The organism is Bdellovibrio sp. ZAP7, assembly GCF_006874645.1.
GTDB lineage: Bacteria > Bdellovibrionota > Bdellovibrionia > Bdellovibrionales > Bdellovibrionaceae > Bdellovibrio.
Genome location: NZ_CP030082.1, coordinates 3,012,220 through 3,032,031 on the forward strand (window position 1 = coordinate 3,012,220; position 19,812 = coordinate 3,032,031).

The 19,812-nt window shown below is 46.1% G+C and carries 19 protein-coding genes; 5 read left to right on the top strand and 14 right to left on the bottom strand.

The features are described 5' to 3' along the window. Positions 1 to 59: 59 nt before the first annotated feature. A complete protein-coding gene (locus DOM22_RS14500) occupies positions 60 to 545 on the bottom strand; it encodes a DUF488 family protein (protein WP_142701070.1) in 486 nt (161 codons plus the stop codon). A gap of 69 nt (positions 546 to 614) precedes the next feature. Then, positions 615 to 1,163: a hypothetical protein gene (locus DOM22_RS14505; RefSeq protein WP_142701071.1), complete on the bottom strand. Its 549-nt coding sequence runs from the start codon at positions 1,161 to 1,163 to the stop codon at positions 615 to 617. Positions 1,164 to 1,390: 227 nt separating this feature from the next. Between DOM22_RS14505 and DOM22_RS14510 the strand changes: the two genes are divergently transcribed. Further along, the gene (locus DOM22_RS14510) at positions 1,391 to 1,714 is read left to right on the top strand and encodes a hypothetical protein (protein WP_142701072.1); all 324 of its coding nucleotides are present in this window, start codon (positions 1,391 to 1,393) and stop codon (positions 1,712 to 1,714) included. A 48-nt stretch (positions 1,715 to 1,762) separates the two neighbouring features. On the opposite strand, the gene DOM22_RS14515 is transcribed toward DOM22_RS14510, so the two are convergent. From DOM22_RS14515 to DOM22_RS14525, 3 genes are all read right to left on the bottom strand, one after another. After that, a complete protein-coding gene (locus DOM22_RS14515) occupies positions 1,763 to 3,361 on the bottom strand; it encodes a LysM peptidoglycan-binding domain-containing protein (RefSeq protein ID WP_142701073.1) in 1,599 nt (532 codons plus the stop codon). A gap of 62 nt (positions 3,362 to 3,423) precedes the next feature. Continuing rightward, entirely contained in the window at positions 3,424 to 5,661 is a 2,238-nt protein-coding gene (locus DOM22_RS14520; RefSeq protein ID WP_246845662.1) for a transglycosylase SLT domain-containing protein, read from the bottom strand. Further along, positions 5,661 to 7,172 carry a TIGR03663 family protein gene (locus DOM22_RS14525; RefSeq protein WP_142701074.1) on the bottom strand — a complete coding sequence of 504 codons (1,512 nt, stop codon included), beginning with the start codon at positions 7,170 to 7,172 and terminating at the stop codon, positions 5,661 to 5,663. Before DOM22_RS14525 ends, DOM22_RS14520 begins: the two co-directional genes overlap by 1 nt. A gap of 131 nt (positions 7,173 to 7,303) precedes the next feature. Between DOM22_RS14525 and DOM22_RS14530 the strand changes: the two genes are divergently transcribed. After that, positions 7,304 to 7,933 (top strand): glycosyltransferase family 2 protein, encoded by a 630-nt coding sequence (locus tag DOM22_RS14530; RefSeq protein ID WP_246845663.1) that lies wholly within the window; start codon positions 7,304 to 7,306, stop codon positions 7,931 to 7,933. Here DOM22_RS14530 and DOM22_RS14535 read toward each other — a convergent pair. From DOM22_RS14535 to greB, 3 genes are all read right to left on the bottom strand, one after another. Further along, positions 7,917 to 8,903, bottom strand: coding sequence for a YheT family hydrolase (locus DOM22_RS14535; protein ID WP_142701076.1), 987 nt, complete (start codon positions 8,901 to 8,903; stop codon positions 7,917 to 7,919). The genes DOM22_RS14530 and DOM22_RS14535 overlap by 17 nt on opposite strands. Continuing rightward, on the bottom strand, positions 8,891 to 9,316 hold the full coding sequence (locus tag DOM22_RS14540; RefSeq protein ID WP_246845664.1) for a DUF3465 domain-containing protein: 426 nt from the start codon (positions 9,314 to 9,316) through the stop codon (positions 8,891 to 8,893). Before DOM22_RS14540 ends, DOM22_RS14535 begins: the two co-directional genes overlap by 13 nt. Positions 9,317 to 9,444: 128 nt before the next feature. Continuing rightward, complete coding sequence (gene greB / locus DOM22_RS14545) at positions 9,445 to 9,921, bottom strand: transcription elongation factor GreB (RefSeq protein ID WP_142701078.1); 477 nt, start codon at positions 9,919 to 9,921, stop codon at positions 9,445 to 9,447. A gap of 97 nt (positions 9,922 to 10,018) precedes the next feature. On the opposite strand from greB, the gene DOM22_RS14550 reads away from it, so the two are divergent. The 3 genes from DOM22_RS14550 to DOM22_RS14560 are packed head-to-tail and all read left to right on the top strand — an operon-like array spanning position 10,019 to position 15,326. Beyond that, entirely contained in the window at positions 10,019 to 11,893 is a 1,875-nt protein-coding gene (locus tag DOM22_RS14550) for a FecR domain-containing protein (RefSeq protein ID WP_142701079.1), read from the top strand. After that, the gene (locus tag DOM22_RS14555; RefSeq protein WP_246845665.1) at positions 11,893 to 13,515 is read left to right on the top strand and encodes a hypothetical protein; all 1,623 of its coding nucleotides are present in this window, start codon (positions 11,893 to 11,895) and stop codon (positions 13,513 to 13,515) included. The genes DOM22_RS14550 and DOM22_RS14555 overlap by 1 nt, the downstream gene beginning before the upstream one ends. After that, the gene (locus tag DOM22_RS14560; protein WP_142701080.1) at positions 13,515 to 15,326 is read left to right on the top strand and encodes an adenylate/guanylate cyclase domain-containing protein; all 1,812 of its coding nucleotides are present in this window, start codon (positions 13,515 to 13,517) and stop codon (positions 15,324 to 15,326) included. The genes DOM22_RS14555 and DOM22_RS14560 overlap by 1 nt, the downstream gene beginning before the upstream one ends. Positions 15,327 to 15,380: 54 nt before the next feature. On the opposite strand, the gene DOM22_RS14565 is transcribed toward DOM22_RS14560, so the two are convergent. The 6 genes from DOM22_RS14565 to DOM22_RS14590 all read right to left on the bottom strand — a co-directional run bounded on the left by DOM22_RS14565 (position 15,381) and on the right by DOM22_RS14590 (position 19,763). Next, the gene (locus tag DOM22_RS14565; protein ID WP_142701081.1) at positions 15,381 to 15,572 is read right to left on the bottom strand and encodes a hypothetical protein; all 192 of its coding nucleotides are present in this window, start codon (positions 15,570 to 15,572) and stop codon (positions 15,381 to 15,383) included. Between the two features lie 137 nt (positions 15,573 to 15,709). After that, positions 15,710 to 16,702 (bottom strand): PstS family phosphate ABC transporter substrate-binding protein, encoded by a 993-nt coding sequence (locus tag DOM22_RS14570; protein WP_142701082.1) that lies wholly within the window; start codon positions 16,700 to 16,702, stop codon positions 15,710 to 15,712. 154 nt (positions 16,703 to 16,856) lie between these two features. Continuing rightward, positions 16,857 to 18,122, bottom strand: a complete 1,266-nt coding sequence (locus tag DOM22_RS14575; protein ID WP_142701083.1) for an FtsX-like permease family protein — start codon at positions 18,120 to 18,122, stop codon at positions 16,857 to 16,859. Further along, positions 18,119 to 18,814 carry an ABC transporter ATP-binding protein gene (locus DOM22_RS14580; protein WP_142701084.1) on the bottom strand — a complete coding sequence of 232 codons (696 nt, stop codon included), beginning with the start codon at positions 18,812 to 18,814 and terminating at the stop codon, positions 18,119 to 18,121. Before DOM22_RS14580 ends, DOM22_RS14575 begins: the two co-directional genes overlap by 4 nt. After that, positions 18,804 to 19,283: a DUF2796 domain-containing protein gene (locus tag DOM22_RS14585; protein WP_142701085.1), complete on the bottom strand. Its 480-nt coding sequence runs from the start codon at positions 19,281 to 19,283 to the stop codon at positions 18,804 to 18,806. The genes DOM22_RS14580 and DOM22_RS14585 overlap by 11 nt, the downstream gene beginning before the upstream one ends. Before the next feature lie 33 nt (positions 19,284 to 19,316). Continuing rightward, a complete protein-coding gene (locus tag DOM22_RS14590; RefSeq protein WP_142701086.1) occupies positions 19,317 to 19,763 on the bottom strand; it encodes a DUF3299 domain-containing protein in 447 nt (148 codons plus the stop codon). Positions 19,764 to 19,812: the final 49 nt, after the last annotated feature.

Here is a 19,812-nt window from a genome sequence, read left to right on the forward strand (position 1 = left end):
TACTTCGGTGTTTGTTCCTTCGGTCGGTTCTTTCAACCAAACCTTTTCCATATTGAGTTTTAGTGTCTTGCTAGGCCCAATGACTTTTGTTTTGGGAGGACGTTTATGTCTACGACTTTGGTGGTTGGGTGTTGTTTTTTTATTTTTTCGGTTAGGTAGTGGCGGTGGCAGTCGGTGGCTTCGTTTTCGTAGCAGAGTAAGGCTGAGCGGCCTCTTTGTTTTGATAGAGATATGACTTCTTCTACTTCTTTGGGGTGTTTGGGTAGGATTTTGGATTTGTAGTCGTTGAACATTTTTTTGCGGGTGATGAGGTGTTCTTTGGCGGCTTTTCTCCAGGCTGAGGGGACGCCTAGTTCTTTTCCTAGGTAGGTGTATTCGATGCCTGCTTCTTTTAGTTCGGCGGCTAGTTTGTTTTTAGAGAAACCTTTTTTTCGGCTTACTGGGTTTCTACGGATATCTATGATTCTTTTTATTTTATTCTTTTTGAGGCCTTCTACGAATTCGTCGATGTCGCAGCCTTCGTAGCCTACTGTGTAGATTGTCATTCTTGCACCCTCCCCTCTTAGTTTATTTTTCTTAAGGGTGGTAACCAAGAGGGGCTGGCAAAATGCAGACTAATTCAAGTCTGAATCTCTGTAGTTGATGTACAGAATAACACTGTCGGCGACGGCTTTTCTGCCGTCTGTTAGTGTGACTGGTGTTGGACCTATTTTGATTCTTACAGGACTGACAAAAGCATCGATCACATATCTGCATGATTCATTCGTGCCGGGCTTGCCGTCAAATCTTATCGAAATGTCGTAGGTGTTATCTGAGCCCAGATTCCCGAAGCCAGCGGAGCTTGCTGGGCATCCTGGCATTGTCGTATTGATTTCGTACCAAGAAGCCCCGCGGAGTTCTACCTCTTGCACTTTTGGTTCTAGAAACTGAACATTATGGAGGCTTCCTCTAAGGAACGCCATGCCATGAAAACCTCGAGTGGAAAGAAGATCCATCGAAATTGCAGCGTAGGCTTCTGCTCGAGTCAGATGCAGCTCTTCTCCCACCATATATAATTTGGGCTTATCTTCATCAGCAGCGTTGTTACCGGAACATCCAACCGAACTTGCGGCAGTTAACAAAAGAAAGGATAAGAAAAGGTGTCTAAGTGTCTTTGATTTCATAGTGATCTCCTTGATGGAGACCGGACATTGCATCCGGAGGGCCAACCCCAGATCGAATATATGCTGAAACACGCAGAGACTAGGGTCCTTATTCTTAAGTTCCGGATTCCAAGGCTGCTCCTATTCCACGCCCTCGGAATCTTTAGTGTGATATCGATTTTATGGCGGATTTAGACTGGCATCATGGCTGCAATTCGGCCCGGCAACCTCAACCGAATGGAGAAACCATGAATCCCATCAAATCAAAAACGACACTAGCCATCCTTGCATCCGCTGTAGGCTTCCTATCTGCCTGCCAGCCTTCCTCTTCAGGAAAGAAAGTCGACCCCTCACTCATCTACGAATTCGAATATAACGGCTGCAACACCGGAGCTCACGGCTTCAAAACCCTGGTTGATTATTGCGACGCTCTTCGCAGCAATGAATTAAACAAAGGCTGTGCTCTTGATTTACGAGCGCAGGAATATGCGAACCGTTGCGAAAGCCAACAACAAGCCGAACTCAATGTGACGTCATTCGATGAGGAATTAGATCAGAGTGACGATCTCTAATCGCTATAAAAAAACCCACTCTCTCGAGTGGGTTTTTACTTTTTTAGCTTAGTTATTCTCAGCTACGGGGATGTGGATTCTTGTTCCGACCATCAAGCTTGCTGGGTTGCGAAGCTTTTTGTTGTTTTGTTTTAGCTGGCTCACCGACACGTTGTATTTGGCAGCGATGTCAGTCAGGTTGTCGCCCTTACGGACTACGTGTACCTTGCTTTTGGCTACCTCCCGGGCAGAGCTGCTGTTGTCTCCGCCTGGAATTTTAAGTTTCATGCCCAACTTCAATTTGCTTTTGCGTTTGATGTTGTTGGCTTTTTGAAGTTCCGCAACGCTAGTTGAGTATCTTTGCGCGATAGAGAACAAAGAGTCACCTGATTGAACTACATAGAAACGGCCACCTATTAATTCTGCAGCCGCAGTTTCAACTGATTTTTCTGGAGCTGGTTTTGCGTTGGCTTTCGCAGCTACAGTGCTGTTGTTTTTGCGGTCTGAACGATCACGAAGCGGTGTGCGATCTGGAACGTAGATCGTGCGACCCACTGTCAAACGTGATTTTCTTGGCAAATCATTTAGATCGCGAAGGTAAGCTACAGAAGTTCTGTACTTACGAGCGATAGATTTCAAGTTATCACCTTTACGGATTTTGTAAGTTTGCGTGTCACCGCTGTCAGCGATAAATTTCACGTCAGTTACGAAAGATTCCGTTGCAGCCACAGTTGCCGTCTCAGTCGTGCCCGGTGGGATACGAAGGATCAACTCGCTGCCTTTAAGAATCGCCACTTCACCTTTGAACTTAGGATTCAACGCTTTGAAGTCCTCGTAGTTCAAGTTTAGCTTTTCGGCCATTTGGCGCATGTTCACTGGTTGTTTTACCGTGATGTGATCAAACTCGATCGGTGGAAGATAATCGATATCTTCGAAACCGTATTTTGCTGGATCTTTTGCGATCAACTTGGCAGCGATGAATTTCGGTACATAGTTGATGGTTTCTTTAGGAAGGCGGTTTTTGCGGGCAAGTTCCCAGAAATCACGCGTGTAGTGATTCATCACTTCGCGTTTTACGCGGTTTTCACCCACGTTGTAGGAAGCCATTGCCAAATACCAAGAACCGAATACGGAATAAAGACCTTTGAAGTATTCTGCTGCTGCTTGAGTCGCGAACACGGGGTCACGACGTTCATCGACGAATGGATTGATTTCCAAACCATAACGTTTACCCGTCCCACGAATGAACTGCCAGTATCCAACGGCTGCTGCGTGTGACGTTGCTTGTGAACTGAAACCTGATTCGATCAATGCGATATAGAAAATATCTTCAGGCAAACCGTTGTCACGCAACACCTTTTTCATCAGCTTTTCATAGCGTGAAGAACGCGCCAAATATCTTTCCATGTGCTCGCGACCGCGGCCTTGGAAATACGTGATCCATTTTTCAACCAAAGGATTGATTTCTGTAGGGATAACATCCAACTCTTGGTCTACGACCTTGGGACCCTCAGGATCAGACAAACGGAACGAGCCGATGTCTTTGATTTCAGAAGCAGGCTCGTTGCCCGCGTTCCCTGTTGCCTTTTCGCCATTCGCATTCAATTCCTTATGAACGCAACCCGAAAGTAGGCCCAGGACTATACTTAATGTAACTAGTCTCCTCATGAGTCCTCCGAACAGGTTTCAGGCTACAAAAGTCGAAGGAGTTTTACAATAAAACAACGTACTTATTTTGCCTTTTTAGTAAGCAAGTCTTGCCAAATGATTGGCGGAACGGCGTAGGACTCCTTACCAATAGTCTGATAAAGCAGAGTATTTCTTAGAATAGCTTTCACATAGAAGCTCGTCTCATTCCACGGCAACTCATCCACCCAGATCTCCGCCTCTGGAGAAGAACCTGGATTTGTCATCGCAGATGAAACCTCTGGACGTGCTTCAATCCATTTTTTCAAACGATAGGGTCCTGCGTTATATGCTGCGAGCGCAAATGGCACACTTTGCGAGAACTGGCCCAACATCTGGGAAACATAGAACGAACCCATGGGAATATTCACTTCGGGTCGGAACATATCTTCTGGCACTTCCACTTTCATTCCCAAACGTTTCGCAGTGTCTTGCGCTGTCGGAGGAATCATTTGCATCAAGCCCAACGCATTTGACGTGGAAATCGCCTTCATATTAAAACCACTCTCTTGACGAGTCAGGCTTCGCAGCAGAATCACATCGATACCATAGCGATCTGATTCTTTCCTATAAAGACTGGTGAAGACTTCTGGATAACCTATTTTCAAGAATTTTTCCTGACGCAAACGCGGATCATTTTCCAGGGCATCATTCACGAAACGAATAGCTGTAAAATACTGCCCGCGCTCCGCAAGCTTTTCTGCCAACGCCACTTTCAATGTCGGATCTTTCATCGGAGGCAGATCAGAAAGTTCTGTTTGCGCTTCACTCACCCACCCTGCATGCGACAAAGCAACAAAACGGTCCCATGATTTTTTCTGGTTTCCAGCAAGATAAAAGGAATTTGCCAGCGCCAGATTTTTATCAGTTACTTCTGGCCAAGTTAATTTTCCATTTTGATTTTCTGCACGCAAGCGCAAGCCATAATATGAAAACGGATACTTTTCGATCAGAGCCTGAGAGGCTTTATCGGCGCGGTCTTTACTAAATTGTTGAAGCGATCGCACCAACCAGTACTGTGCATTCAGATCATAGCGATCTTTGCCCTGCTGAACCAACCGCTCAAGCAGTGCAGATGCCGTCGTGAAATCTTGTTTGCGATAGTAAATCAAGCTTGAGCGGAACAACGCTTCAGATGATTCATCCGATCCGTTGGCCGTGACGATCAATTTATTATAAAGATCGAGTGCTTTATCGTACTCGCCCAAAAAGTGAGCGGAACGAGAAGCCACCCACAAGGAACTGACGATGGATGGTGATTGCGGATTTTTATCGTAAGCCTTTTGCGCAAGTTCCAGACTGGAAGCCCATTCCCCTTTGCGGTGCAGGTTTTGCGCCCATTCCAACAATCGTGAAGCATCAGCATGAGACATTTCCACGAGGGCTTTTTCAGCAACCATTTTATCGCTGATGGAGTTATAAATTTCCAAAGGCTTGTCTTTCAAACGACGAGCCGCGCGACCACCAGGGTATTGATTCAACAGACTGATGGTGTCTTTCAACGCTGGAATTAAATCGTTTTGTTTTAATGACTGACGAATACGCTCTTCAAGTTTTCCATCTTCACCGATGGCTTCCACTTGCACCGGAACAGCGGCTTTTGCAGACTGACTGCGGGCTTTGGCCAAAAACTCTAACTTTTCAGTTAGATATTTTGAGTCTTTCATACTTTGCGCTTCTTCATACAAGAACTGCGCTTGAACGTAGTCATTCGCATTCAACGCAAAATCCCCCAGCATTTGATAACACTGAGATTTCTGTTCGCGGTTTAGTTTGGAACCATTATCCAAAAGTTTTTCGATGCGGGATTCAATTTTACGATTTTTAAGTTTCGCCTGGGCATCAAGATAGCTTAGTTCCTGACTCACCCACATATTCCAAAGATCTTGAGACCAAGGGCCCTCGTCGAAAAGGTCCCAGGATTTTGCGATCGCTGTCAGAACGCGATCTTCCTGACCTGAGCTGGTCTTCTTTTGCTGAGCTTTATCCAAGCAGTGCAACCACACTTGCCCGACCCAACCCTTAAGTTCTTTCTGTGCCGCAAATACTTTAGGTGAAAGGTTCAAACACTCATTCCAACGGCCGTTGATTTCATGACCCTTAAGCTGAGCCAGCGCTGGAAGCTTGGCGATTTTTTTTGCATCCATATCGTAAAGGTCCACATAGCCCGTGCCTTTAAGATCACGATTGATATCGATTTTACGAACGACAGAGGCCGGCGCCGCAGGAGCCGCTGTTGCACTCGTGACCAAAAGTTTTAATAACAGAGACATTCCAGACATTACTCTTTCTCCTTCGCAGGACCGACAACTTGAAACGCTCCTGTATAAAGCTCACCGAAAAGACTTTTCTTTAGATACACCACGGAATATTCACGCTGCTGACGAAGCATGATACGTATTTTCATGAATTGCTCTTTGAGCTGGCTTTCCACATTGGCTTCGCCAGCCGTATCACAGTAATAAAGCCAAGCATCAGGAACAGCGCGATCCGCGCACACATCCCAATGAGTTTTGAACGATCTGTAAATCCACGGGAATGGCCATTGCTCTTTCATGCCGATCTGCACCGACTCTGTTAAAAGATTCGGATGATCCTTGGCCACTTGCAAAATCAAATTCTGCAAATCCTTCATCTCATAAGTCGAGTTCACATAAATATATGGATGATTTAAATCAATGGGCTGTGAATAAACCGAACGCCAGTCACTGCGAAGGCTCCCCAAGGTTCCGACCAAGATGATTGAACCGAAAAGATATCCCTGCCAGTCACGACGCGCGAGAATTTTTTCAGCATACAATGCCAGAACAAAATAGAAGCCCCACACCAAAGAAAGTATGCACCACACAGTCTTATAAGGAATCCAGGAATAAACAAACAGTTGAAACAAAGAAAACGCTGAAACCATACGCAGGCGCGCATCTTTCGTGAAAAGTCCCACGAAGGCCATTCCCACACCGAACAGAACCAAAGGCTCAGCATCGGCTAGGACCTTCACCCAATAAAGGAATTCTTTGTTGTGACCTGTCTCGCCCACGCCGGTTTTCATCCACGGCAAAAAGGCCTTAATGAAATCAAACAAACCCGGCCAATTACGTAAGAATCCGGTGAACAACAATACAAAAGATATCAACAAGACCACAACCATATAGGTTAAGCGATGTGACCATGCGGCTTTAATTTTTCCAAAATTAAAATACTGACGAATAACTGCTGGGCCGGCAAAGACCAATCCAACCACCCACGATGCCAAGGTGATGGCAAAAGTTTCTTTTAATGTGGCCATCCCCACGACACCCGTCAAAAGCAGCCCCAAAGATGTTCCGTCAAATTTTTCAGTCCAACGAAGCATCCCCAAAGCAAACAGCAATTGGAAAAACACAAAGGGCATCTCATGAATGCCGGAACGGCCATAAAACAAAAAAGCGGGACTGAAAAACAGAAAGAATAACATCGACCAGCGCACAGCTTGCGAACGAATCAGGGCGAAGCTGAAAAGCATGACACTGAATACAGAGAACACCGCTGGAACAGCGCGCAGAATCTCAACACTGTGTCCCCAGATCGCGGTGAACGCCCGCAAAAGATAAAAATACAGGGGACCGTGATAGTTGGTCGGGTCGTATTTATAGAAACCATTGATTTTCATCTGCAAAACGAACCAGCCGTTGATGCCTTCATCAAAATGCAAGGGCTTATTGGTCAATAAATAAAAACGGCTAAACACAGTCAAAAGAAGAATGACAAGCCAAATGATGTATTTCTGGATTTGAGTGACGCGAATCGATTTCATTGGTATTAATCGTAAAGATGGAATCCTCAGAGTCAACCCCTCACTGCTCTCTCCTGGTATATCTGAACAAAGATGCGGACGTTGTCCCTTCTTTTCTTCAGGATCTGCGCACGTTCTTTCAAAAATTTCCTATGAAGTACGAGCTGATTGCCCTTGTGGAGCAAGGCGCCGATAAAACTTTTGCAGTGCTTAATTTACAGGCCGCGCATTCGAACTCCAATGAAACACTAAGCGTCCATAAAAACGAGAGCAAGAAAGGACGCGCACTGAGCCTCTATCAAGGTATGGAATTGGCGCGCGCACCTTTTGTGATGATATTAGACTCGGAACTGGCGTCCCCTTTTGGTGATGTTTTCAAATTATGGCAACATCTGGTCGCTGAAGACAAAGTCGACGTGTGCTGGGGCGATCGTTATCGCAAAAAAGAAAATCCATTTCTGCGTGGCGAATCACCGCGCGCAAAAACAGAAATCCTGTTCAACAATATCCTGCGCGAAAGATATAACAACTCTTTGCAAGACCCATTATGTGAGGTTATTGCCATTAAAAAATCTGCTTGGGAAAAAATCCGCACAGAGCTGCCTTTACAAAAGCTTCGTGGATGGTATCTAACCCCGGCTTTGCATCAAAGCGCGCGCTTGCAGACATTGAGTATTATCGAAATTCCCGTTTATGACTCCGGCAGATCATCCAAGTCATATAATGTATGGAAAGAACGTTTGAATTTATTCCGAGATAGTATTTTTACGAACCGGCAGTAAATTCTTGGGCCATCTTACCCAAAGCTTCATGCAGATAGTAATCAAGCCAACGGTGGCTTCCCAACGGGGTTTTATGTTTAGAAATATAACCCAGGTGACCACCACGCCCTTCGATATGCAAAGAAATGTCTTTAGATAAATTGGCATCGCGATAATCTTGGACCGTCACAAATGGATCATCAGCCGCGGTTAGCATATAAGTTGGCACGTCGATATTGTGAACATAGTGAATGGCCGAACAACTTTCGTAGTAATCTTCGCGATCGCGGAAACCCGATGCGGGCGCTGTATAAATGCTGTCTAAATCATGAATCGTCGCCCACATAGGAATACGATACGGTTGCTCGATTAATCCAAAGCGATACTTCATGTCGATGTTTTGGCGCAGCCTGTGAACAAAGCGAACATCGTAAATACGATTGAATCCACTTCCCAGCAAACGTGCCCCCCGGCCCAAGTTCAATGGAGCATTGACCGTAATGATACCATCAGGCTTGTGATCACCACGAAATCCCCCACCCAGCCCCAATACAATGCAGCCGCTCATCGAGTAACCGACGGCGATTTGTTTTTTGTTCGGGAATTTCTTTCTTAATACTTTAAGAACTTCAGAAACATCCTCAGCTCGGCCGGAATGATAAGGATGTCTTGCTGCTGTCAGTCCTGGGCCCGCTCCGCGGTGATTGACCAAAACCACCGTGTGACCCAATTTCCGACAAAGGATCGCCGTTCGTTGCATGTAATCTGCTTGCATGTCTCCAGAAAGACCATGGTAAAGGCTGACCACAAGATCCGTGTTACCTGGATGGTAATAACAAAAAAGTCGATCCCCATCAGGAAGATCGACTTCAAAATTAATTCCAGGATTTTCTAACTCAGGTGATTTTAGGAAATGCCCCCATAAAGTTTGTCCGTGACCGCTATCGGCCCAGAAAGGAGCTTCACATGAAATCAACTCTAGTCTTTGCAATAGTAAACTCCATTTAGCAGCACATAACCGTCTGGACGGTTGCCGCGTGGATCGTGATGGAGCCAGTGAAGCAAACCACCTTGGTTTGTCCAAAGGAACATCCCGCCCATAGCGACGCGATCACCGACTTGTACTGGAACGCGCGGGCACATGTCTGAATTGTACACGGCTTGCATTGTTTTTCCATTTGAAAGTCTCACAACCCACTTTTGGTGTTGATTGCCATTTGTGTCGTCAGGCAACACTTGGATAACTTCCATATCTGAACCTTCAACGAAATCCACACGTCTGTGAGATTCCATCGCACTTACGATTGCAGAATCGTTTCCGGACGCTTGGTAGTATGCATGAGCTTGGCTTGAAATTGCGGCAACTGACAAAAGAACTGAAAGTAAACGAGTCGTTAACTTCATTGTGATCCCCCTCTGAATCGGCAACGAAGTTATCATTTGTTAGGACAAAAACAAGACAATAAATACGCTATTTCTTTAGGGTTTTGTTAGGGCCTTGTTCGTGACCCTAATGACAAAAAGTGAAATTTTTACTTATACTCGACATTCTCGATCGTTACGAAAACTTCTCCAGACGGTTTGATGAGTTTTACCTCATCTCCGAGCTTCTTTCCCAGCAGAGCACGCGCCACCGGCGACTTCCACGAAATCTTTCCGACCTTGGGATCAAACTCATCTTCACCGACAATCTGATATGTGAGCTCGTCACCATCTTCATTAACCAACGTCACTGTGGCGCTGAACAAAACCTTATCGCCCTTCATCAATTTCGGGTCCACGACCTCTGCATCTTCAATTCTTTTCGTAAGAAAATGCACACGACGATCAATTTCACGCAGACGTTTTTTTCCATACTGATAATCAGCATTTTCAGAACGATCGCCATTGCTCGCTGCCCACTGCACGATCTCCACAATCTTGGGACGCTCGCCATGCATGAGTGCCTGGTACTCGTCGCGGAGTTTCGCTAGACCTTCGGGGGTGATGTAGTTCTTGTTATTATCCATAGGTAACATACTAGACCATTTTCCGGTCACATTCCAAGTCTTTTGGACCATCAAATAAATCGAGAAATTTTCCGATAAATGTATGAGGAGGAAACAGATGAAAAATCAAGTAAAGAGATTAGTTGTCGCTGCGATAAGCTCGTCATCTGTTTTTGCGCTGACGTGGATTTGGTATCAATCAACGGATAAGCAGCAAAACTCTCATACCAATGAGAAACCGCTGGCTTACGTCGGCAAAGTTGTCGACGATATCCAACGCCGACCAGCAACGCGCTTGCTGTGGCAACTCGTGAACTCCGGTGAACCACTTTACGATGGCGAAGCTATTCGCACCTCTGATCGCGGTGAAGTGCGAATTCAATTTACGGATTCAGATCGCTATTTGGATTTGGAACCAGAGTCATTGATCGTTATCAAAAAATCCCAGGGCGAAATTGCACTTGATTTGATGGAAGGTAGTCTTTTCGTTAATGCGAAAGCTGGCAACGAAGATGGTAATGCTCCCGGACTCGTGCTTAATTCCGCGAATGGTAAAGTCGATTTGAGTCAGGCATCCGCCTCTCTTTCTAAAGGAAGTGGAAACTCTGTCGATGTCCAGGTCCTTGAAGGTAAAGCTTCGGTGAAATCGAAAGACGGTAAAAGTCAGGAGATCTCAACTGGAAGTTTCGGGGCCTTGGGTGCGAGTGGTTTGCAGTTTGATAAAAATAGTGTGAAAATCACCAGTCCGAATTTGCAAAAACCGGTGGCTATGAATGCCGATGATTTGCAACCGATTCCCATTAAATGGTCAGGCTTTCCGGCAGATGCGCAAGTCTCTCTTTTCACCGGCACCAATCGCCGTGAGATGAGGGAAATGGCCAAAGCACCTGCGGGTGATTCTGTCATTATGGCAAAGCTTCCATTTGGTAAGCACTATTGGAAACTCGTGGCGAAATCTGCGAATGGCGAGTCCCTTGGCGAGAGTCCTATTTATAGAACAGAAATCCAGGCAAGATATGCCCCGACTGTGACTTTCCCTACAGCAGATGTGGAAATTCCGGCTCACACCAATCCGTTTGATATGACTTTCAAATGGCAAAAAAGCGATGACACTCGTCAGATGACTTTGCAGGTGTGGTCAGATGCTAAGCTGACACAACCCATTGCCACAAAAACATTTACAAGCGAAGACAGCTACACAATGCCCGGCCTGCAAGAAGGCACGTATTACTGGCGCATGACTTCTTACTTTAATGATTCAGACAAACCGGTGCTGGGTAAAATGCAGAAGTTCTCTGTGAAGTTCACAGAGATGTTAAAGCAAGCTTCAGCTGAAGCTGCGGCGCCAACCCCGGCTCCAAAACCAGAGGTAAAACCTTTGGCCTTCACGATGACGGAATCGCAAATGACTCAGTACTTTGTGGATTCTCCGAAAGTGAATATGTCCTGGGGTGCCGAGAACATGCAAAATGTCAGCGCTTACCGCGTAAGACTGCATGATGAAACTCAAACGGCAGCTGATGTTCAGCCCGTGGAAGTGAAAGAAAACAAATTGACGGCAGCAGTTCCAAAACCAGGTCGTTATATTGCATCGATCGAAGCCGTGGATAAAGACGGTCAAGTGGTGGGCTCGGGTACTTCTCAAGCCATCACGGTCACACCGATGCCGATCCTGAAAGCTCCACTATTCATTCCAAATGAAGGCCCGCTGCAAGCCTCAATGGATGGCCGCTCTACTTTAGAGTGGAATAAAATTGATGGTGCTGCTGATTACGAACTCGTGATCAAAAAAGACGGCAAAGAATTGAAACGCACTAAATATAAGAACACATCCACGGCCATCCGCAATCTTTTGCCGGGTGAATATGAAGTGATGATCTCGGCTCAAGACACTTACGGTCGTGCTGGAGAAACAGGACCAGTTCGTAAACTGATCGTGCCGGATAAATCGAACTTAAAGGCCCCTACTTTAAAGAAGATTAAAGTGAATTGATGCTGAAGAGACTTGCCACCCTTCTTTTACCAATGCTTCTTATCTGCGGAGTGACCGCCAAGGCCGAGCCATATCGTCGCCTGGTGAACTTTGAGTGGGAGCAAATTGAAGGTGCAAAATCTTATGACATCGAATTGACCCAGGTGAAAAAAGAAGGCGAAACCGGCAAGCCTAAAACCTTTAGCTTCAAAACTGCAGATTCCATCTGGAATGGTCGCCTGACGCCAGGTAAATACATGATGAAATTGCGTGCGCGCGATTATCGTGGAGTTCCGGGTGACTGGTCTGCCCCAAGTGAATTCAACGTGGGCTTGGATAACGTCAACATGAAGTCCCCTGCTCCGAAATCATCTGTCGCTTCAAACGACGAAGAAAAAACAGATGTGGAATTCAAATGGGATCCCGTGGGTGGCGCCGATCAATACGCGTTCGAACTGACGTCCGATGATGGAAAAACAAAAATTTCTGAAATCGTGAAGGAAGCGAAGTTTAAAACTTCAGTTCCGGTTGCGAGTTCTTACACTTGGAAAGTCACAGCGCAAAGCTCCGAAGGCATTGCAAGTGATGCAACTTCCACAGCGCAGTTTACGGTGATGGGTAAAGCCCTGGCCGCCCCTGCGATTGTAAAACCAGAATCCATGTTCGTACGCGAAATCAAATGGACTCGCCCGGACTATATCAAAGATTACGAAGTGATCGTGGCGCGCGCGAATCCTACGACCAAAAAATGGGAAAAAGTTAAAACGTATGAAAACTATACGGAAGACTCTTTGCCATTTGATTCCTCTTGGGAAGGTGGAAAATACCAGATCATCTTGAAAGCCAAGTCAGATCTGCGCCCGGCTTCCCCATCCAGTAAAATTATTTTTGACGTTCGCGAAGGCGATCGTTCGGCCGCCGCGGAATACACCGCTTTGGTTCGTCGCTCGATTGAAAAAACCAATGGCTGGTATGGTATCGCAAGTTACCTAGTCACCGACATGAAGTTCTCGGGTTCAAACCCAGAAAAGAATTCTCAGGTCGCCTATGATGCCTTCGGTGGTACGGGCCGCGTGGGTGTTGGTTGGAATGGTCGCAAGTCTCCTTGGGGATTTTTGGCCATCATCGACATGAGCGGCTTCACAATCGGTGGACAAGTTCGTACCTTTGCAGCAGCAGAGGTGAACGCCGTTTATAAGCAACCCGTTGGTGATCGTGCAGAACTTCGCTATCAAGTGGGAGCTTTTTATAAAGAACTTCCAGAAACAATTGGTGATCCATTTACCGGCACTTCAGAAAATCAAACTATCAGCTCCGTGGGTCCGCATGGTGGCGTGGAGTATTGGTATTCGCTGACCCCGAAATGGGGCATTCAACTGAATGCCCACCTTTATGCATCGGTGATGAAAGTATCGACGCCCAACGGCCAGGACATTTCACCAACGATGTCGACTCAATTTGGAATTTTAGGCAGCTATAGATTTAGTGAGCGATTCACAGGACTGATGGGTTATGCACGCCGCGAAGACCGTATGTCCTATAAAGCCATCCCTTCGACGACGAACTTTGCGTTGGATGGCGATGTCAATGAATCTGTAGTTGTCGGCAATTATCTTAACTTCTTCGCGGAATGGAGTTTCTAATGAGAATACCCATCTCAACCAAACTCATCACAGTGACGATCCTGATTCTGGTGGCCTCCACCGGCGCGATCACACTGATTTCATCAAACTACTTCGAGAAAAAAGCCTCGGAGCAAGTCGATATCGCCAATCTGGAGTCTGCTTCGGCAAAAGCCAAGGAAGTTGATAACATCATCGCATCGTTGATTGATAAAACACGTACGAATGGTTCCCTGCTGATGAAGGGTGCAGCAGCAGCGGAAGATTTGGATTTCAACTTTACTAAAGACAAGAACTTTGTGGCTTTGGAAGTATTGAAACTGAATGGCTCCTCTGTGGAGTCCGTGGCTCGTAAAGTAAAAGAAGATGTTCTGAAGCCTTACCTATTGGGTGAATCTTATTTCGTCAACTTGCGTGCTTGGCAACAGTTCCCGGTGCGCAACTTGGCTGAAGGTAGCATCGAAATCAAGAATGCGTCTTATCCAAAAGCTCCCGCGATGATCACGATCGGTATCCCGTTGGTGAAAGATGCTCAAGGGAAAATCACTCACGTGGTTTTGGCTGACGTGATGATGGCTCCCCTGCAAAAACCTTTCACGGATCTTTCCGAGCGCACTCAATATCTGATTGATGGCCAAGGTGAGGTTCTTGCCCATAAAGACGAACAAAAAGCGATCTCTCGTTTAAGCTTGAAAGCCTACCCGTTCGTTACAAAAGCGATGAACACCAAGTCTCCGCAATATCAAACGAAATTCGTAGACCCGGAAACACAGTCTAACTTCTTTGGTGCGTCTGTTAAAACTTCCTATGGGCCGATGGTAATTTCGCAAACATCTGAGGCTGCCATCCTGGAGGTATCGAACGAAGTTAAACGCCGAGCGATATTTGTGGCTGGTTCTGCAATCTCGCTGGCGATCTTCTTTATCTTCTTGTTCTCTATGACCCTAACCTCCCCGATTGAAAAATTGGCGGGTTTGATCAACATGGTTTCCAGAGGTAATTTCGATGTAAAAGCCCGTGAACATGTGAAATCCCACGACGAAGTGGGCGACCTGGCTTCCGCGTTCGACCACATGACCGAGGGTCTGAAAGAGCGCGATAAAGTTAAAAGCTTATTCTCTAAGTTCCACGGCTCGGCGGTGACTGAGGACTTGATCGGTAAAGACATCGGAGTCGGCGGTCAAAGTAAAAACGTGGTGGTCTTCTTCTCGGATATCCGTGGTTTCACGGCGTTCTCTGAAAAACGTTCTCCTGAAGAAGTCGTAGAAATGCTGAATGAATACTTTGGCGTGATGGTGGGAATCATCAATGCCCACGGTGGTGTCGTCGATAAGTTTATCGGGGATGCGATAATGGCGGTTTGGGGTGCTCCTAAAACGGGTCCAAAAGATGCATTCAATGCAGTTCGTGCCTGCTTGGAAATGCGCCGAGGCTTGGACAAATTAAATGAAACCCGCATTGCCCGAGGCCAGCCTCCGATCAATATCGGTATGGGCTTGCATGCAGGTCCTGCGATCTCGGGAACCATCGGTTCTGACGAGCGTATGGAGTACACAGTTATCGGCAATACGGTGAATACGGCTTCTCGTATCGAAGCTTCCACGAAAGCCTTTGGTGCTGACCTTCTGGTCACTGATTCGGTTATCGATCAAGTGGGTGATGCCTTTAAAACCGAGCTTGCGGGTGCTGCCGAAGTCAAAGGCCGCTCTGAGGCGATCAAGATGTATAAGGTCCGTGCCTACAAAGCTGGAGACAAATACGTCGAAGTCAAAACCCCGTATTCCGATTACGAAGCGGAATCAGCTGATAAAGTGAAAATCAAAGCTTCTTAATTGTGACTTAATTCAAAAATAAAAACGGCGACCTCAGAGTCGCCGTTTTTATTTTTAAAGCTGCTTTAGGATTTCTTCCACAGTCTCTTTCACTTCAACCTTGTCATGCACATCAAGGCTGAAGCGAATCAGAGTGTAAGACTCTTTTACGCCGCCTTCGTTTCGCTCATGTTGTGACATCCAGTGGATGTGATCAGCGTTGATATACAAAACCTCATGGGCCTTAGTCACTTTAACGAACTTCATACTTCCCCCAAGTCATTTAATAAACTATGGGATAAGCGTAGCATCCCGCCCCACACTCCCGCAACATGACACAGAAAGAAAAAAGGCTGCATCCTTACGAATGCAGCCTTGGAGGGTCTGAATCTTTAAAACGACTCTTACAGAGTTGTCTCAAGTTTCAAGATTTGTTCAATCGTCAAACCAACTTTAGCTTCGCCGCCGAAAACAGTTCCTGTTTTCTTTTTCGTCAAATGCTCTTTCGCTGTTTTATAAGCATTTGCTGGAAGAGGGATGTACTGAACTTGCTTCGCCATTTCAGCAGCTTTGTCCAAATAGAATTCCACGTATTGTTTCACTTCTGGTTTTTTCATCGCTTCTTGAGAAACGTAGATAAAGATAGGACGAGATAGTGGATTGTATTGGCCAGAGATCACAGTTTTTTCATCTGGAAGAACCGCTTTGTTTTTCATTGGAGATTTAGGACCGCCAACAACGCCCAACAATTTCAATTTGTCTTTATTAGTTACGTAGTATGAATACGGAAGGTAACCCAAGCCACCTTTGTTACCGCTAACACCCGTTACACGCGTGTTGTGATCAACAGACGCTGTGTAGTCACCGCGAGAAGATTTGGCTTTTTCCATGATCGCTTCAGTGAAGTAGTCAAAAGTACCGTTGTCAGTAGAAGCCCCGAAAAGAGTCAATTTTTCGTCAGGCCATTTTGCATTTACTTGTTTCCAAGTCATGATTTTGCCTTGAGCTGCGGGTTCCCACATTTTTTTCAATTCTTCAGTCGTGATTTCGCTCACCCAGTTGTTTTTCGGATTTACCACGATGGCGATCGCGTCGAAAGCGATTGGCAATTCAAAGTAAGTCACTTTAGCAGCACGGCACGCCGCCATTTCTTCTTTCGTGATAGGGCGAGATGCATTTTGAATATCTGTTTCAGCACGGCAGAACTTTTTGAAACCGCCACCAGTACCAGACACGCCTACAGTCACTTTCGTCGCACCTTTAGAAACAGTTTGGAATTCTTCAGATACAGCTTCAGTGATTGGAAATACTGTGCTGGAACCGTCAATTTTAACTAGGCTTTCCGCTTTTGCGGCAAATGCGCTTAGAACCAAAGCGCTCATGATCAAGAACTTCATTATTATCCTCCGATAAATGGATATCAGAAAATTAACAAAGTCCCTGGCGAAGAGGTATCTCCCCAGGGTTAAGATTGTGTTAGGTAATCGTTAAGAAGTAGTGCGCCGTCAGCGACGACGCAGCAACGCAGAGAAAAACAGGGCTGGCAGTACACTACAAGCGGACGCTCAAGCCGTCTTTTAAAGCCTGCTTTTGCGCACGAAGCGCCGGGATAAGACCGATCAGAATGCCAGCTGCAACGGCTGCAAAGATATAGATAAGTTCAGAACTTGTGATGGCTGCTCCATCTAAATACAAACCAAATTCATTCTCTAGCCATGGCTTCAAAGCCGTAGCGAGGACGAAGGACAAAATAGTCCCTGAGACCACTCCGACAACTGTCAAAAGAGCGGATTCAAAAACCAAAAGACCCAGAATTTGTTGCGATCCAGCTCCCACGGCACGTAAGATCGCCATTTCGCGGCGGCGCTCGTTCAATGTCGTCGTCAGAGCAATCAACATCCCCATAAAGCCCACGGCCAAAACCATCCAAGAAATAATACGCAGAACATTTTCCACATAGGAAAGTCCCTGCCACAATTCACTCAAAGTCGCCCCCGGAATGATTGCAAGCAATGGCTCTGCTTTAAATTCATTGATTTCACGTTGCAGCTTCAAAGTTTCGATGCGGGATTTAGCCCCCACGAAAAACGCTGTGATACTGTGAACTTTGATGTTTTCTTTTTTAATCTCAGCGGCTGGCGTTTCTTTCGCAGCTGATGGAACAGCGCCGTCTTGCCAGTCCATATGAAGAGCTTCCATTCCTTCTAAACTGACATAAACAGAACGATCCAGCGGAGTACCCGTGCTATTCAAAATACCTGCGACTTTAAAGGGACGACGGTCGTGTTTAACCACGCCCTCGCCTTTGGTGACTCCGTGAGCAATAACTACGCTGTCACCCAGTTTATAACCAAGCTTATGCGCAACCTCAGCCCCAATCACCACATCCCAAAGATCCTGAAGCTCGTGTCCAGAATGCAAAGATACCTGCTGATCACCACGATAATGATAATGCTTAAAGAAATCCGCCGTCGTGCCCACCACACGAAAACCACGGTGGCTATCCCCTAGCGAATATGGAATCGTCCATTCAACGGCCGGATGCTTTTGAATTTCTTGATAGGATTCATACGAAACATTGTGAGTCGCATTTCCCATATTGAAAACCGTGTACAGAATCAACTGCAACGGACCACTGCGAGCGCCCACAATCAAATCAGTTTTAGAAATAGTTTGAGTGAAACCTTCTTGAGCGGCTCTTTGTGCGCGCTCCACTGACAAAAGCAAACCTACGCTGAGGGCGATAGAGATCACAGTCAAAGTCGTCGCCAGGGCGCGGTTCTTAAGAGATTTAATAGCCAGGTTCAAGAAGATCATCGTGCTGTCCCGTTAATTGATTCAAGCGACAGCGAACGCGTAAAGAGGCTTTCAATGCCTCGATCGTGAGAAACAAAGACCACTGTCGTTCCATAAAGCTCAGACAAGTCGAAAAGCAGCTTCAAAAACTTCTCGCGATGATCGGCATCTAGTGCCGATGTCGGCTCATCAGCCAGCAACAAGTCAGGTTTCCCCAACAGAGCACGGGCGACGGCAACACGCTGCTGCTGTCCTACGCTTAACTCAGTCACTTTTTTATCCAACAAATCACCAATACCCAAGTTACCGCACAAAGCACGGATCACCATATCCGTATCTACGCTACCAAGGCGCGATTTACGAACGGGACTTAGATGCAAAGGCAATTCGATGTTTTCAATAACTGAAAGATACGGAATCAAATTGAAACTTTGAAAAACATAACCCATGTGTTCAGCGCGAAAAGCATCGCGTTCTGCAGAACTCATAGTGGTAAGATCACGACCCAAAATCTTGATACTGCCTTTCGTAGGAACCAAAACTCCCGAAAGACATTCCAATAAAGTTGTTTTTCCCGTCCCACTGGGACCATACAAAAAGAGTTCTTCGCCTTTTTGCACCGTGAACTCGGGCACCACTAACGTCGGCTTATTATAGCCAGGATAAGTGTACTCAAGGTTACGAATTTCAATCAAAGCTTCACTAGAGCTCAACCTGTTCTCCGCTCTTCTTAATTTCCTGGGACTTTTGTGTTTCCCCAGTAATCACTGTGACCTTCACAGTCTTCACACGAGTAAACACTTTTTGGACCCCAAAAGTCACCGCTGTACCAGTCGGTGCTGTTTCACAAGTCACATTAAAAATGGCGTTCACATCCGCATGTTTGTCCTTTTGGACAACTTCGTTGTAATCCATTTTTACTTCACACTTGTTTTCCGCTGCAAACTGAAACAAGTCATTCACTTTATCATTAAATTTCTTAAGACCTGCCTCTTTATTGGCCTTGTCTTTGGCAGACTTCGCTTCGTATTCAAAACCATAAATACTTGATGCAGGAGCATGGAACTCAATTTTGCCATTTTTTCCATCAAAAGCGACATCGACCGTCGCCACACCGTGGGCGTGAGCCCCTTGCTCGCGTGCGGCCAAGGCCAACACTGAAAACAAAAGCACCTTGAACATAAAACCCCCTTATGTGGTGAGTCTGGAAGGAGCCTATTTATAAGGCTCTACCGCCTCACCGGTAATTTCGAAGGATGCGTCACCGTACATTGATTTCTTGGTTACGAGTTTAAAAGTGCCATACACCCAGATTGGGCCTTGCATTGCTGGCACACCCTTTTTCATTTTAACATAGACCATTTGATTCGGCGGCGGAGCGGGTACGTGAATGCACGCCTGAGAACTTGGCACCAACAGAAATTCCACGACCTGGCGCTGCTCGTCTTCCAGTGGTACCATGAAGCCTGGAATTCTGACCGGTTTTTCATTCAAGGCATCTAGCTCCGGAGTACCTTTCCCAGTAATATAATCCATCTCTCCCAAAAGGCGCCAATCGACGGTCGCACCTCCGAGGTCAGGGCCCTCTTTCAATCGCTGATAAGTAGCGACTGTGGCGATGACAGCTAGAATTAAAATACCGGGTACAAGCCAATTCCTCATAGATCTAATTTAAGACCTCTGCCCTCTTAAATGCAATAGCTTTGCTTGA

What these genes read in the sequence shown, in the direction of transcription:
- DOM22_RS14500 (WP_142701070.1), bottom strand. Translation starts at nt 545, where the DNA reads ATGACAATCTACACAGTAGGCTACGAAGGCTGCGACATCGACGAATTC.
- DOM22_RS14505 (WP_142701071.1), bottom strand. Translation starts at nt 1,163, where the DNA reads ATGAAATCAAAGACACTTAGACACCTTTTCTTATCCTTTCTTTTGTTA.
- DOM22_RS14510 (WP_142701072.1), top strand. Translation starts at nt 1,391, where the DNA reads ATGAATCCCATCAAATCAAAAACGACACTAGCCATCCTTGCATCCGCT.
- DOM22_RS14515 (WP_142701073.1), bottom strand. Translation starts at nt 3,361, where the DNA reads ATGAGGAGACTAGTTACATTAAGTATAGTCCTGGGCCTACTTTCGGGT.
- DOM22_RS14520 (WP_246845662.1), bottom strand. Translation starts at nt 5,661, where the DNA reads ATGTCTGGAATGTCTCTGTTATTAAAACTTTTGGTCACGAGTGCAACA.
- DOM22_RS14525 (WP_142701074.1), bottom strand. Translation starts at nt 7,172, where the DNA reads ATGAAATCGATTCGCGTCACTCAAATCCAGAAATACATCATTTGGCTT.
- DOM22_RS14530 (WP_246845663.1), top strand. Translation starts at nt 7,304, where the DNA reads ATGAAGTACGAGCTGATTGCCCTTGTGGAGCAAGGCGCCGATAAAACT.
- DOM22_RS14540 (WP_246845664.1), bottom strand. Translation starts at nt 9,316, where the DNA reads ATGAAGTTAACGACTCGTTTACTTTCAGTTCTTTTGTCAGTTGCCGCA.
- greB (WP_142701078.1), bottom strand. Translation starts at nt 9,921, where the DNA reads ATGGATAATAACAAGAACTACATCACCCCCGAAGGTCTAGCGAAACTC.
- DOM22_RS14550 (WP_142701079.1), top strand. Translation starts at nt 10,019, where the DNA reads ATGAAAAATCAAGTAAAGAGATTAGTTGTCGCTGCGATAAGCTCGTCA.
- DOM22_RS14555 (WP_246845665.1), top strand. Translation starts at nt 11,893, where the DNA reads ATGCTGAAGAGACTTGCCACCCTTCTTTTACCAATGCTTCTTATCTGC.
- DOM22_RS14560 (WP_142701080.1), top strand. Translation starts at nt 13,515, where the DNA reads ATGAGAATACCCATCTCAACCAAACTCATCACAGTGACGATCCTGATT.
- DOM22_RS14565 (WP_142701081.1), bottom strand. Translation starts at nt 15,572, where the DNA reads ATGAAGTTCGTTAAAGTGACTAAGGCCCATGAGGTTTTGTATATCAAC.
- DOM22_RS14570 (WP_142701082.1), bottom strand. Translation starts at nt 16,702, where the DNA reads ATGAAGTTCTTGATCATGAGCGCTTTGGTTCTAAGCGCATTTGCCGCA.
- DOM22_RS14575 (WP_142701083.1), bottom strand. Translation starts at nt 18,122, where the DNA reads ATGATCTTCTTGAACCTGGCTATTAAATCTCTTAAGAACCGCGCCCTG.
- DOM22_RS14585 (WP_142701085.1), bottom strand. Translation starts at nt 19,283, where the DNA reads ATGTTCAAGGTGCTTTTGTTTTCAGTGTTGGCCTTGGCCGCACGCGAG.
- DOM22_RS14590 (WP_142701086.1), bottom strand. Translation starts at nt 19,763, where the DNA reads ATGAGGAATTGGCTTGTACCCGGTATTTTAATTCTAGCTGTCATCGCC.